Consider the following 12,792-nt stretch of genomic DNA (forward strand, 5'->3'; position numbering starts at 1 on the left):
CGCACGCGCCCCTGTCAACGCATAGTCGTCAGCCCAGCGCCTCGAACCGATCGATCAGACCTTCCAGCCGCTTGGTCCCAATGGTCCAGAAGGCCGGATCGCGCGGGTTCAGGCCGAACGGCTTCAGCGCCTCGACATAGGTCCGCGCCCCGCCGCCGGACAGCAGCTCGCGATACAGCGGCGTAAATGCCGCCGGATCCTTGGCCCGCGTCTCCATCAGCGCCGCGACCAGCAGGTCGCCGAACGCATAGGCGTAGACATAGAAGGGCGCGTGGACGAAGTGGCTGACATAGGCCCACCAGTCTTCATAGCCGGTCAGGTCGACAGACGGGCCGAGGCTGGCGCCCAGTTCCTCCATCCAGATTTCACGGATGCGCTCGACCGGAACCTCGCCTGCCGCCCGCTCGTCGTGGAAGCGCGTCTCGAAGCGGTGGAAGGCGATCTGACGCACCACCGTATTCAGCCCGTCCTCGATCCGCCCCGCCAACAGGGCGCGCTGTTCGTCCGGCGTCGCCTCGGCCAGCAGGCGGTCGAAGGTCAGCCCCTCGGCGAAGATCGACGCCGTCTCGGCCAGCGTCAGCGGCGTATCGGCCAGCAGCGACCCTTGCCCCGCCGCCAGCGTCTGATGCACGCCGTGGCCCAGTTCATGCGCCAGCGTCAGCACGTCGCGCCGCTCGCCCATCCAGTTCAGGAAGACATAGGGGTGCCGATCCGCCGTCACCGGGTGAGCATAGGCGCCGGACTGCTTGCCTGCCCGCGCCCGCGCATCGATCCACGGCCGGTCGAAGAACCAGCCCGCCCGCTCGGCGAAGTCGCCGCCCAGATCGGCGAAGCTGGACAACACCACCTCGCGCCCGCCCGCCCAGTCATAGGCGCGCGACGCCGCCGCCTCGATCGGCGCATTGCGGTCCCAATGAGCCAGCCGTTCCTTGCCCATCGCCCGGGCCTTCAGCGCATAGTAGCGATGCGCCAGACGCGGATAGGCTTCGGCCACCGCATCGGCCATGGCGTCCACGCTTTCGCCGTCGACTTCATTGCCCAGATGGCGGCTGTCGGCGGGGCGTTTGAAGCCGCGCTTGCGGTCCTCCAGCGCCTTTTCGGCGGCGACGGTGTTCAGCACCATGGCCATGGTCCGGGCGATGCCGGAAAACGCCGTAGACAGCCCCTCGCCCGCCGCCTGACGCTTGGCGCCGTCCGCGTCGCTGAGACGGTTCAGGCCTTCGGCCAGGGTCAGTTCCTCATCCCCTACGGATGCGCGCAACACGGCCAAGGTCTCGTCGAACAGACGCGGCCACTGCGCCTGAATCGGCCCGCGCTCGGCGATGAAGGTCTCAAGCTCGGCCGACAGCTCATGCGGCTTCATCGCCCGCACCCGGCGCAGCCACGGCGCCCAGCGCGCGGCGGGCGCATGGGCCGTCAGCGCCGCCTCCACCGCCGTCTCGTCCAGCGCATTGATCTCCAGCGTCAGCCAGACGGTCGGGGTGGCGATGACCGTCAGCTTCTCGCGCACATCGGCCTCGAACCCCTGCGCCGCCGCATCCTCGCGCTTGGTCGAGGCGGCCAGGAAGGCGTAGGCGCCCAAGGCCCCCATCACATCCGCCGCCTGCTCATAAAGCCCGATAGCCTCATCCAGCGCTCGGCCCAGCTCGGCGCCCGACAGGGCAGCCAACCGCCCCTGAAACCCGTTCATCCGCTCCACCAGCCCCCTGGCCCGCTCCAGGTCGGCGGCGATACGCGCATCCTCGCGCGAGGCGTAGAGGTCGGACAGATCCCACAGCGGGGCGTCGGCGAATTCGGTCGGTTTGACAGGGGCGTTCATGCCCTTGGTTGTGGGGAGGCGGGCGGCGCGATGCAACGTCTCGCCGCCCTCCACATCTTCGCAGGCCGGTTTTTCTTCTGGACGGCAGGCGCGGGACTGGGGATTGTCACCGGTGTCATTCATTCATCGTCACGGGGAGGCGCGCGAAATGGCGGATGCGATCAATAGGCGGGGGCTGTTCGGAGGACTGGCCGCCGGCGCGGCTGCGGCCAGCCTGCCCGCATCGACCCTGGCCGCCGGCCAGGCCCGTGATCAACTGGCGCCCTTCGGCCAGGAATGGTCGGGCCAGAACTGGAGCCGCGGTCTTGAAGGCCAGCGTCGCGCGGACCTGGACGACGGCCGCTTCCTCAACCCCATCATGGCGGGCGACCGGCCCGACCCGACGATCCTGAAGGACGGCGACGTCTACTACATGACGTTCTCCTCGTTCGAATCCGTTCCCGGCCTGGTGATCTGGTGCTCGACAGATCTGGTGAACTGGACCCCGGTCACAGCGGCGCTGCAACGCTACATCGGCTCGGTCTGGGCGCCCGAACTGTGCCGCCACGAGGGCCGCTACTATCTCTATGTCCCGGCGCGCACCGAGGAATATCGCTCCAACTATGTGCTGTGGGCCGATGATATCGCCGGTCCGTGGAGCGAACCGATCGACCTTCATCTGCCGGACCACATCGACCCCGGCCACATCGTCGGCGAGGACGACGGGCGCTATCTGTTCCTGAACAACGGCGACATGGTCCCCCTGGCCCCCGACGGCCTGTCGACAGCGGGACCAGTCCGACACGTCTATGACCCCTGGCGCTATCCCGACGACTGGACGGCCGAAAGCTTCTCGCCCGAAGGGCCCAAGCTGATCCGGCGCGGCGACTGGTTCTACATGATCACCGCCGTGGGCGGCACGGCGGGGCCGCCCACCGGCCATATGGTCATCGCGGCGCGGTCGCGCTCTGTTCACGGCCCATGGGAGGATCACCCCGGCAATCCGCTGGTCCGCACCGCCTCAGCGGCTGAAAAATGGTGGTCGCGCGGCCACGCCACCCTGGTCGAAGGCCCGCAAGGCGGCTGGTGGATGGTCTACCACGGCTATGAGAACGCCTTCTGGACCCTGGGCCGCCAGACCCTGCTGGATCCGGTCGAATGGAGCGAGGACGGCTGGTTCCACGCCAGGGGCGGCGACCTGTCCGCGCCCCTGCCCCTGCCCGCCCCCCGCGCGCCCGGCGTCGCGCGCCCGCCGCACGGCATGGCGTTGTCGGACGACTTCTCACAGGACCGCTTCGGTCTTCAGTGGAGCTTCTACGCCGCCGAACCGAACGAGGCCGACCGCTTCCAGCGCCGCGACGGGGTTCTGCACCTGCGCGCCAAGGGCCGATCTCCCCGCGATTGCTCGCCCCTGACCTTCTCCCAGGGCGAACAGGCCTATCGCATCGAATGCGAGATCGAGATCGATCCGGGCTGCACGGCCGGCCTGGTCGTCTTCTATGACCACGCCCTCTACGCCGGTCTGGGCTTCGATCCCGACCGCTTCGTCACCCACCAGTATGGACTGGAGCGCGGTCGCCCCGCCAATCCCCACGGACGACGGATGCACCTGCGCCTCACCAACGACCGGCATATCATCACCTTCCACCACAGCCCCGACGGTCGGACATGGACGAAGTTCGACCGCCAGATGGAGGTCTCGGGCTACCATCACAATGTGCGCGGCGGCTTCATGATGCTTCGGCCCGGCCTCTACGCCGCGGGCCAGGGCGAAGCGCGGTTCCGCAACTTCCGTTTCCAGGCGCTGTAACGGCAGGCTTTCCATCGGGGCCGATCCGTCGTCAGATGCCGGCGAAGCTCAGGAAGGCGCATGACCTTGAACGGCCCCGATCATTTCGCCCCCACCGGCCGCGCCTCGCTCGAGGGCGCGCGCGGGCTCGCAGCCGTCCGTATCGGGATCGGCCTGATCCAGGGGCTGATCCTTTATCTCCTGTATCGCTCGGCGTCGAACAACGCGGCCCTGGCCTGGCCTGCCACCCAGCCTTCGCTGTTCGCCGCCCTGGTGCTGGCGGCGACATTCGCTCCGATCATGCTGCTGGCGGGCGTCGGGCGGATGGGATGGAAGACGCTGGCGCTGTGGGGCGCGATCGCGGCGGCGGTGCTGGCGCTATTGGGCTGGCACGACGCGGCCCAGCAGGCGAGCGACTATTTCCGCCCGCCCTATCTGCGCTTCCCGGTCGTCGCCTTCGCGGCGGCGGCCCTGTTCATCGCCCATCACCTGATCGTTCCGGCGATCGAGGGGCGGCGCTGGATCGCCGACTACGACGACTATTTCGACACGGCGTGGAAAGCCGGGGTGCAATTGGTCCTGTCGCTGGGCTTTACCGGCGCCTTCTGGCTGTTGCTGTTCCTGGGCGCGGCCCTGTTCCGCGTCATCGGTCTCAGCTTCCTGTCCGATCTGATGGGCGAGGCGTGGTTCTCCATCCCCGTCACCTGCCTGGTGTTCGCCGTGGCGGTGCAGTTGACCGACGTGCGCGGCGGCCTGATCCGGGGCGTGCGGACGGTAGCTCTGATGTTGCTGTCCTGGCTGCTGCTGGTCATCATCGTTCTGGTGGCGGGCTTCCTGTCCGCCCTGCCCTTCACCGGCCTGGACGGGCTGTGGAAGACGGGCAGCGCCACGGCCCTGGTGCTGTCGGCCGCCGCCGCCCTGATCGTGCTGATCAACACGGCCTACCAGGACGGACGCGAGGACAATCTGCCGCCCGCCGCCCTGCGCGTGGCGGTGCGGATCGCAGCGGTGCTGCTGACGCCGCTGATCCTGATCGCGCTCTGGGGTCTGTCCTTGCGCATCGGCCAGCACGGCCTGACGCCCGACCGCATCATCGCTTCGGCCTGCGCCCTGGTCGGCGTCCTCTACGCCGCCGGATACGGATGGGCCGCCCTGTCGCCCCTGTGGCGCAAGAGCGCCTGGATGAAGCCGCTGGAGCGCACCAACGTCCTGGCCGCCGTGCTGACGGTGTTGGTCATCCTGGCCCTGTTCAGCCCCCTGGCCGACCCAGCCCGCCTATCCGTCAACGACCAGATGGCCCGGCTGAAGCGCGGCGCCGTCAGCGCGGTCCAGTTCGACTACGCCTTCCTGCGCTTCGGCGCAGGCAAGGCGGGGCGCGCCGCCCTGGCCGATCTGGCGAAATCCTCCGACGCAGAGATCGCCCGCCGCGCCAAGGCGGCCCAGGCCTCGACCTCGCGCTATGACGTCGAGGAAGCCGCCCTGCCCCCGCGCGCGCCGAACATCGCCCCCTGGCCGGCGGACAAGCCCCTGCCCGCCGCCTTCCTGGCCCCGACGGTGCCCCCTGATCCGCGCTACGTCTGCAACAGCGAAGACAACTGCCTCGCCGCGCAGCGCGACCTGAACGGCGACGGTCGCGACGAGATCCTGCTGGCCACCGCCTACAACATCGCCCTGTTCGCACAGGACGCCGAAGGCCGCTGGGTCCATCAGGGCGACTATCAGGTTCCCCACTGCCCCGGCCCCGGCCGTCGCGACCTGCGCGAGGCGCTCAAGCATCCCGACCTCAAGGCCGCCGCCTCACCCTGGCCCGATCTGAACATGGGCGCCGTGACCGGGCGGCTGCAGCCGGAAACCGTCTGTCCAAAGCCTGTCGCCGTTAACCCCTGACTCAGGTCTCCGAAACTCCATCTTCATTCCCTCCGTTCTAGGTTTGTGTCGAAACGAGCCAGTCCCGACCTAACGAGGACGGCCGTTCGATGGTGATGTTGAAGGGTGTGTTCCTATGGCCAAGACCGTTCTGGTCGTCGACGATGATCCCACGCAGCGCCGCCTGATCCAGGCGGTGCTGGACCGCGAAGGCTATGCGGTCGTCCACGCCGAAAGCGGGGGCGAGGCCATCGACCGCCTGACCAAGGGCGGCGGCGCCGACGTGGTTCTGCTGGACCTGGTCATGCCGGGCCTGTCGGGCATGGAGGCCCTGGCCGAGATGCGCACGGCGGGCGTCGCGACGCCGGTCATCGTGCTGACGGCCAACGGCGGCATCGAGACGGTGGTCCGGGCCATGCAGGCCGGGGCCCAGGACTTCTTCGTCAAGCCGGTCGGCCCCGAACGCCTGCTGGTCGGCGTGCGCAACGCCCTGCAGATGACCCAGCTGACCGCCGAGATCGGCCGTCTGAAGAAGCGGGCCACGGGCCGCTCCTCGTTCGACGACATGGTCGGCGACAGCGAGCCCATGCGCATGGTCAAGGCGCTGGGCCAGCGCGCGGCCAAGTCCTCCATCCCCGTGCTGATCACCGGCGAAAGCGGCGTCGGCAAGGAAGTCATCGCCCGCGCCCTGCACGGCGCCTCGGACCGGGCGGGCAAGCCCTTCGTCGCGGTCAACTGCGGCGCCCTGCCCGCCAATCTGGTCGAATCCATCCTGTTCGGCCACGAGAAAGGCGCCTTCACCGGCGCACATGAGAAACATGCCGGCAAGTTTGTCGAGGCGAACGGCGGCACCCTGTTCCTGGACGAGATCGGCGAACTGCCGCTGGACATGCAGGTCAAGCTGCTGCGCGCCCTTCAGGAGGGCGAGGTCGATCCGGTCGGCGGCAAGCGTCCGGTCAAGGTCGACGTCCGCATCGTCTCGGCCACCAACCGCGACCCCGCCCAGCAGGTGAAGGAAGGCGCCTTCCGCGAGGACCTCTTCTATCGCCTGAACGTCTTCCCGATCGAGGCCCCGGCCCTGCGCGAACGGCGCGAGGACATCCCGGCCCTGGTCGAGCATTTCATCGCCCGCTTCAACGTCGAGGAAGGCAAGCGCGTCGCGGGCTGCTCGCCCGAGACCCTGGCCCTGCTGCAGGGCCACGACTGGCCCGGCAACGTCCGCCAGTTGGAGAACGCCGTCTATCGCGCCCTGGTCCTGGCCGACTCGCCCCTGCTTCAGCCGCACGACTTCCCGGCCATCTCGGGCGTCGCCGTGCCGCTGGACGACATGGCCGCAGCGCCGGCCGGCGACAGCGCCTCGGCCGCGGCGTCGCATTCCGCCTCCGCCGACGATGACGGCCTGCACGACAGCCCGGTCCGCATCACCGATGATCGCGGCCACGTCCGCACCCTAGAGCAGATCGAACGCGACCTGATCCAGCACGCGATCGAGGTCTATTCCGGCCACATGTCCGAGATCGCCCGCCGCCTGGGCATCGGTCGCTCCACCCTCTACCGCAAGGTCCGCGAACAGGGGCTGGAAGAGCAGGTCAAGGAAGCGGGCTGAGGACGTCGTCCTCGGTCAGACGGGTCAGTCGGACGGAGGGCCATAGCGGTTCGGCCCCTTCGTCCCGTCCAGCACCAACAGGATGATCAGCCCCAGCAGGCAGATGATGTAGATCAGATTGTTGGCGAACAGCAGGAAGAAGAGGTCCATCGACGGGGCCTCCGCTTCCGACTGCATCATCTGATCCATCATGCGCGGGAACAGCAGCAGTCCCGTCGTCAGAAAGACCACCGGCGGCAGCCCCCACCATCCAGCCCGGCTGGTGTCATGCAGCCGCCGCGTCACCGCCGCCGCCAGCAGGATCACCGTCAGCGCCGCAGCGATGCCGACCGCCGTGAAGACCAGGCCGAAATCCGGCATGGCGATCGCCTCGGGGTCGTGAATCTGCACCGAGTAATAGCCCGGCCCGCTCACCACCGTGGCCTGGTCAGGGTTTGCAGCGGCATAGGCTGTCGCCTCGGCGAAGACGCCGGCCATCAGCGGAATCATCACCGCCGCCATTCCGACATAGGCCAACGCCAGGACCACCAGGGCATAGGGCCAGAAACGCCCGCGCCGGTCGCGCCCGCTGAAATCCGTCAATCGCCTGAAGCCGTCCAGTATCGTCGACACGCGCGCCCCCTTCTTTGCCAGAATCAACTCGACGCACAGGGGTACGTCAGCCAGGGGCGAAGGTCATGCCATTCCCCTGAGAATGGAACCGTGCGCAGCCGATCCACGCTTGCTGGCTGAACGCAACGAACAGCAACAGGCGACGCAGACGATGGACGCGCATTTTCGACTGGACGGACAGGTCGCCCTGGTGACGGGCTCAGGGGCGGGCATCGGCCGCGCCATCGCTGAGACCTTCGCCGCGGCGGGCGCCGCGGTGGCCGTCACCGATCTGGACGCAGCCAGGGCCCTGGCCGTGTCGGACGGCGTGGTCCGCGCGGGCGGACACGCCGTCGGCCTGGCCTGCGACGTCACCGATGAAGCCCAGCGCATCGCCGCCGTCGAGGCCGTCGTCGCGGCCTTCGGCAAGCTGACCCTGCTGGTGAACAATGCGGGCGGCGGCGGGCCCAAGCCGTTCGACATGCCGATGAGCGATTTCGAGCGCGCCTATCAGCTCAACGTCTTCGCGCCCTTCCGCTTCATGCAGTTGGCCGCGCCGCACATGCAGGACGCGGGCGGCGGGGCGATCCTCAACATCACCTCGATGGCCGGCGACAACAAGAACGCCCGCATGGCGTCCTACGGATCGTCCAAGGCGGCGGTCAGTCATCTGACCCGCAACGTCGCGTTCGACCTGGGCCCCAGGGGCATTCGCGTCAACGCCGTCGCGCCGGGCGCCATCAAGACCGACGCCCTGGCCAGCGTCCTGACGCCCGGGATCGAAGAGGCCATGCTGAAACACACGCCTCTGGGCCGTCTGGGCCAACCCGACGACATCGCCCGCGCGGCGCTGTTCCTGTGTTCCCCCCGCCGCGTCATGGATCAGCGGCCAGATACTGACCGTTTCCGGCGGCGGCGTTCAGGAATTGGACTGACCGATCCCCTTCCGGGGTTTTAACGGCGAGCTTTACAGGCCACACCTCGTCGTCCTGTTCACGTAGGGGAGCGTGCCATCTTGTTTCGTCCTGCCGCCATCGCCTTGAGCCTGGCGTCCGTCGCCGTCCTGACCGCCGCCTGCTCCAATGCGGAAGCGCCGGCGAAGGCCGAGGCCGCCGCCTCCGCCGCGTCCAGGGTCGCCCTGCCGCCCGAATGCGAGAATCATCCCCTGCTGGCCGCCATGCCCGCGGCCCGGACCATTGCCGGCAAACCCCTGACGGAAATCGAGTGCCAGGCCTTTTCCGTCTCCATGACCTATGGAGAGCCGGGAACCAGCGCCGAAATCCTGCTGATCGATTCCAAGGCGCCCGTTCCGGAGGAAAGCGGCCCCCTGTCCCGCCTGCTCGCCGGAGCGCAGGAGACCGCGTTCAAGAGCGTCGTCGCAGGCGTGGAAATTACCAAGGGCGTGCGTGAGATGGCCTTGTCGTCTCCCCCCGCCCTGGCCTCGATCGGCGGCGAGGACTACCTGGCCGTGGTCATGGACAGCCCGACCGGCGAGACCGTCGTCATCGGCGTCGAACCCAAGGATTCAGGCGGCCGCGTCGGCTCGCTGATGAGCGCGCTCAAGGGCCGCTACGGCCTGACCATCCACATCGAACAGGATGAGTTGTCCGGCGCCGCCGCCGCCCGCACGGCCTATCAGCCCTACCTGTCGGCCATGCGCCTGAACGCCCTGCCATAAGGAAGGAAAGGGCGGCGATCTCGCTCGCCGCCCCTCCTCATCAGCTTCGGCTGACCGTCAGGGTATAGGAGCCCGTCTCATCACGCCGCGCCATGGCGCGAGGCTGATAGGGGGTGATGACGTAGGTCGTGTCCTTCGAGGCTTTCAACTCGGCGGTTTCCCCATCGACCTCGCCCCGGAACACGGCGGCGCCGCTCTGATCCGCCGCATCGCTGATGTTGAAATACAGGTTGGCGTTCGACGGCTTGAAGGCGACCTTCAACGTCTGGCCGGACGCGACGGGCACGGCGTAGACCGGCGCCGCATAGCCCTTCACCATCCCTTCCTTCGTCACCGACCCGACCCGCTCGAAGGTCAGCGTCTCCAGCGTGGAGCCTTCCTCGCGGACGAAGGCGCGCGCCGCCGCCTCGTCGACGGCGGGCAGGGCCTGGGTCGTCCCGGACGCCGGAGCGACCGCCTGGGGCGCGGTCGCCGGGCCGCCGCTGAGATCCGGCGTCGCCTCGGATGCGGCCTCGGGCGCGGCGCCCGGCCGTTCCCCGCAGGCCGCCAGCGCCAGGCTCAGACTCATAAGGCCGCCGGTCAGGGCGGCGGGAACGAAGCGTTTCATCGGTCTTCCCTCTCAAGGGGCGGAAATCCGCAGGCGCAACGTCCGGCCCAGCAAGGCGGTTGCCTCATTCGTCCCCCTCGCGCTCCGGCGCCCTCCCCGGCCGTCGGCCGAATCGACGCGGCTCGCCCTTGGCCTTGGCCGTGATCTCTTTCAGCTTGCGGCCCTGCATGGCCGACAGGGCTTGGCCCGGCGCGCCCTTTTCCGGATCGGCGAAGGCGCGTCCGTGTTCACGAACCCGCTCCCCGACCGAATCGAGGAACTCGCCCTCCCAGTCGGACAGGGAAACGCCCGCCTTCTCTGCCGAGCGGCGGGCGCGTTTCAGGGCGTTGAGCGCAGAGCGCCTGGCCGCCTCGCGCTGTTGCTCCCAGGGGCTCAACAGCTTGTTTTTAGCGGCGCTATCGCCCTTCGGCTTGAAACCGCTGGAGCGCAGCTTCGCGCCGCCGCCCTTCACGCTGCTGGAGCCTGAAGGGCCGTCGCTGGGAGGCTTGAAGGGCGTGCGCTTCAAGCCGGCCGCCTCAGACCTCGCCGAGGGCCGAGAGATAGAGGTCGAGAATCGCCTCCTCCTCCTGGCGCTTGGCCTTGTCCTGCTTGCGAATGCGGATGACCTTGCGCAGCACCTTGACGTCATAGCCTTCGCCCTTGGCCTCGGCGAAGACCTCCTTCATGTCGGCCATCACCGCCTGCTTGTCCTCTTCGAGGCGCTCCAGGCGTTCGATGATGGAGCGCAGGCGGCCCTGGGCCGTGGCGGTCAGGACGTCGGGGCTGGCGTCGAAGGAAGCGTCGTCCATGACTGAACTCCAGAACTCAAATCAGGCTGCGCCCTCAATCAGGCCGGACGGCCGTCAGGGCAGGAAAGAACCACGCCCTCAAGCAGGCCGAAGGCCGTTAGGGCGACTAAAAAAGAATCACTAGTCAGGCGCGAGCCTGCGCTCAACGCCGGACGCGAAAAAGCCGCGGACAACGCCCGCGGCCCTGTGGATAGTCATCCCATCCACCGACGGTCGGCGCGCGCCTCGCCTGCAAGAGGCAGGGCGCGCCGGGCGCGCCTGATCAGCCTTGCTTGGCCTTGAAGCGCGGGTCGGTCTTGTTGATGACGTACAGAACGCCCTTGCGGCGAACGATCTTGCAGTCGCGGTGGCGACCCTTCAGCGACTTCAGCGAGCTACGGACCTTCATGGTCGGACGTCCCGGATTTGGAGGCCCGTGAGGGCGGGTAAAACAAAAGAGCCGCGGGCGAACCTGCGGCGGAGGCGGTCGTATAGAGAGGCCATGGCCTTTCGTCAACATTCCGCGCGGGGAATCCGCTGGAGGCCTGGCCTCCGAGTCGAACGGAGGGTCTTCGGACATGCACGTCCGACGCGTCGCCCCTCCGCCACCAGGCCGTGCTCAGGGAACGGCGCAATGTAAATTGTCGCCCCTTAACCGCCTACTGCCGAAAAGGGTTAACGGCGCCTTCATCCTTATCACGGAAACTGATCGAGCCTTCGCGCGCTTGTGATTGGTCGTGGAATTCGGGGGCGTTAGCCTATGTTTATGCGTATCGCTTATCGCCTTCTGTTGCTGGGGTCGGTCGCCGCCTGCACACCCATGGTTCCCACGCCGCCGCAGCCCCAGCCTGCGCCGCCGCCCGTGGTCGAGCCAGCGCCCGCCACGCCCGTCCCCGCGCCTCCGCCCGCCCAGACGGATCTCAGCGACGCCTATGACCACGCCAGCTTCGACGCCTGGAAGCAGAGCTTCCTGGAGCGCCACGGCGGCGCCCGCAAATGGGACTACGCCCGCGAACTGGAGAGCGTGACGCCCAACCCCAGCGTCGTGCGCCTGGACCGCAACCAGCCCGAATTCTCCCGCCCCGCCGGGGTCTACATCCAGAACGCCACCACCCCGGCGCAGATCGCCATGGCCCGCCAGCGCGTCGACCGCGTGCCGTGGGACGTGACCCAGAAATACGGCGTTCCGACCGAGATCCTGTTGGGCGTCTGGGCCCAGGAAAGCGCCTTCGGCCAGGTTCAGGGCGATTTCGACGTCATCCGCTCCCTGGCGACCCTGGCCTATGACGGCCGCCGCCGCGCCTGGGCCGAGGAGCAGTTGAAGCACGCCCTCGACATCGTGGTCACGGGCAAGCGCGACCGCGCAGGGCTTAAGGGCAGCTGGGCCGGAGCCATGGGCCAGACCCAGTTCATGCCGGACAACTATCTGAAGCTGGGCGTCGATCAGAACGGCGACGGCAAGGTCGACATCTGGGGCTCGGACGCCGACGCCCTCGCTTCGGCCGCGAATCTGCTGGCCCAGGCGGGCTGGAAGCGCGGTCAGGGCTGGGCCTATGAGGTCGTCCTGCCCTCCAACTTCGACTACGCCGAAGCGGAGGGGCCGAAGCACCCCTGGGCCTATTGGGTCGCGCGCGGCGTGCGCCTGGCCGACGGCTCCTCGCCCAACAGCGCCGAGGCGGCCGAGGGCGCGGCCATCCTGCTGCCGCAGGGCGCCAAGGGGCCGGCCTTCCTGGCCCTGCCCAACCACTACGTCATCCGCCGCTACAACAACTCGGTCAGCTATGCGCTCGCCATCGGCATGATCGCCGACGGCGTGGCGGGCAAGCCGGCGCTGAAGGCCTCCTGGCCCAACGACGGCCCCCTGACGCGGGATCAGCGCGTCGGCGCCCAGCAGGCCCTGACCCGCATGGGCTTCGACACGCAAGGCGTCGACGGCGTCATCGGCGCCAACACCCGCGCCGCCCTTCGCCGCTGGCAACAGGCGAACGGGCGCACGGCCGACGGTTATCTGACAGACGTGCTGGCGGATGAGCTGATCAGGCGGGCGCGTTGACCGCTTCCTTCTCCCCTTGTGGGAGAAGGTGGCCCGT

Annotated in this window: 12 protein-coding genes; 6 read left to right on the plus strand and 6 right to left on the minus strand. The window is 68.4% G+C overall.

Translation table 11 applies throughout. The features are described from left to right. Positions 1-28: 28 nt before the first annotated feature. Positions 29-1,819: a M3 family oligoendopeptidase gene (locus tag AC52GN_RS10880; RefSeq protein WP_496527049.1), complete on the minus strand. Its 1,791-nt coding sequence runs from the start codon at positions 1,817-1,819 to the stop codon at positions 29-31. A 148-nt stretch (positions 1,820-1,967) separates the two neighbouring features. Between AC52GN_RS10880 and AC52GN_RS10885 the strand changes: the two genes are divergently transcribed. From AC52GN_RS10885 to AC52GN_RS10895, 3 genes are all read left to right on the plus strand, one after another. Then, entirely contained in the window at positions 1,968-3,608 is a 1,641-nt protein-coding gene (locus AC52GN_RS10885; RefSeq protein WP_496527050.1) for a family 43 glycosylhydrolase, read from the plus strand. 60 nt (positions 3,609-3,668) lie between these two features. Further along, positions 3,669-5,474, plus strand: coding sequence for a DUF4153 domain-containing protein (locus tag AC52GN_RS10890; RefSeq protein WP_496527051.1), 1,806 nt, complete (start codon positions 3,669-3,671; stop codon positions 5,472-5,474). Between the two features lie 115 nt (positions 5,475-5,589). Then, positions 5,590-7,059, plus strand: coding sequence for a sigma-54-dependent transcriptional regulator (locus tag AC52GN_RS10895; RefSeq protein ID WP_496527052.1), 1,470 nt, complete (start codon positions 5,590-5,592; stop codon positions 7,057-7,059). A 24-nt stretch (positions 7,060-7,083) separates the two neighbouring features. On the opposite strand, the gene AC52GN_RS10900 is transcribed toward AC52GN_RS10895, so the two are convergent. Next, the gene (locus AC52GN_RS10900; protein WP_496527053.1) at positions 7,084-7,671 is read right to left on the minus strand and encodes a DUF805 domain-containing protein; all 588 of its coding nucleotides are present in this window, start codon (positions 7,669-7,671) and stop codon (positions 7,084-7,086) included. 109 nt (positions 7,672-7,780) lie between these two features. On the opposite strand from AC52GN_RS10900, the gene hdhA reads away from it, so the two are divergent. Continuing rightward, positions 7,781-8,608: a 7-alpha-hydroxysteroid dehydrogenase gene (hdhA, locus tag AC52GN_RS10905; RefSeq protein ID WP_496527054.1), complete on the plus strand. Its 828-nt coding sequence runs from the start codon at positions 7,781-7,783 to the stop codon at positions 8,606-8,608. 57 nt (positions 8,609-8,665) lie between these two features. Further along, positions 8,666-9,328: a hypothetical protein gene (locus AC52GN_RS10910; RefSeq protein WP_496527055.1), complete on the plus strand. Its 663-nt coding sequence runs from the start codon at positions 8,666-8,668 to the stop codon at positions 9,326-9,328. A 40-nt stretch (positions 9,329-9,368) separates the two neighbouring features. Here AC52GN_RS10910 and AC52GN_RS10915 read toward each other — a convergent pair whose 3' ends face one another. From AC52GN_RS10915 to ykgO, 4 genes are all read right to left on the minus strand, one after another. Then, entirely contained in the window at positions 9,369-9,935 is a 567-nt protein-coding gene (locus tag AC52GN_RS10915) for a hypothetical protein (protein ID WP_496527056.1), read from the minus strand. A 64-nt stretch (positions 9,936-9,999) separates the two neighbouring features. Next, a complete protein-coding gene (locus AC52GN_RS10920) occupies positions 10,000-10,440 on the minus strand; it encodes a hypothetical protein (protein ID WP_496527057.1) in 441 nt (146 codons plus the stop codon). A gap of 10 nt (positions 10,441-10,450) precedes the next feature. Then, positions 10,451-10,723 (minus strand): nucleoid-associated protein GapR, encoded by a 273-nt coding sequence (gapR, locus tag AC52GN_RS10925; RefSeq protein WP_121482427.1) that lies wholly within the window; start codon positions 10,721-10,723, stop codon positions 10,451-10,453. Between the two features lie 262 nt (positions 10,724-10,985). Next, positions 10,986-11,111, minus strand: a complete 126-nt coding sequence (gene ykgO, locus AC52GN_RS10930) for a type B 50S ribosomal protein L36 (RefSeq protein WP_003165750.1) — start codon at positions 11,109-11,111, stop codon at positions 10,986-10,988. Positions 11,112-11,468: 357 nt separating this feature from the next. Here ykgO and AC52GN_RS10935 point away from each other — a divergent pair, with 357 nt between their 5' ends. Then, positions 11,469-12,755, plus strand: a complete 1,287-nt coding sequence (locus AC52GN_RS10935; RefSeq protein WP_496527058.1) for a lytic murein transglycosylase — start codon at positions 11,469-11,471, stop codon at positions 12,753-12,755. Positions 12,756-12,792 lie beyond the last annotated feature (37 nt).

The organism is Brevundimonas sp. SS2672, from assembly GCF_059579685.1.

What these genes read in the sequence shown, in the direction of transcription:
- gapR (WP_121482427.1), bottom strand. Translation starts at nt 10,723, where the DNA reads ATGGACGACGCTTCCTTCGACGCCAGCCCCGACGTCCTGACCGCCACG.
- AC52GN_RS10915 (WP_496527056.1), bottom strand. Translation starts at nt 9,935, where the DNA reads ATGAAACGCTTCGTTCCCGCCGCCCTGACCGGCGGCCTTATGAGTCTG.
- AC52GN_RS10895 (WP_496527052.1), top strand. Translation starts at nt 5,590, where the DNA reads ATGGCCAAGACCGTTCTGGTCGTCGACGATGATCCCACGCAGCGCCGC.
- AC52GN_RS10885 (WP_496527050.1), top strand. Translation starts at nt 1,968, where the DNA reads ATGGCGGATGCGATCAATAGGCGGGGGCTGTTCGGAGGACTGGCCGCC.
- AC52GN_RS10935 (WP_496527058.1), top strand. Translation starts at nt 11,469, where the DNA reads ATGCGTATCGCTTATCGCCTTCTGTTGCTGGGGTCGGTCGCCGCCTGC.
- AC52GN_RS10880 (WP_496527049.1), bottom strand. Translation starts at nt 1,819, where the DNA reads ATGAACGCCCCTGTCAAACCGACCGAATTCGCCGACGCCCCGCTGTGG.
- AC52GN_RS10890 (WP_496527051.1), top strand. Translation starts at nt 3,669, where the DNA reads ATGACCTTGAACGGCCCCGATCATTTCGCCCCCACCGGCCGCGCCTCG.
- ykgO (WP_003165750.1), bottom strand. Translation starts at nt 11,111, where the DNA reads ATGAAGGTCCGTAGCTCGCTGAAGTCGCTGAAGGGTCGCCACCGCGAC.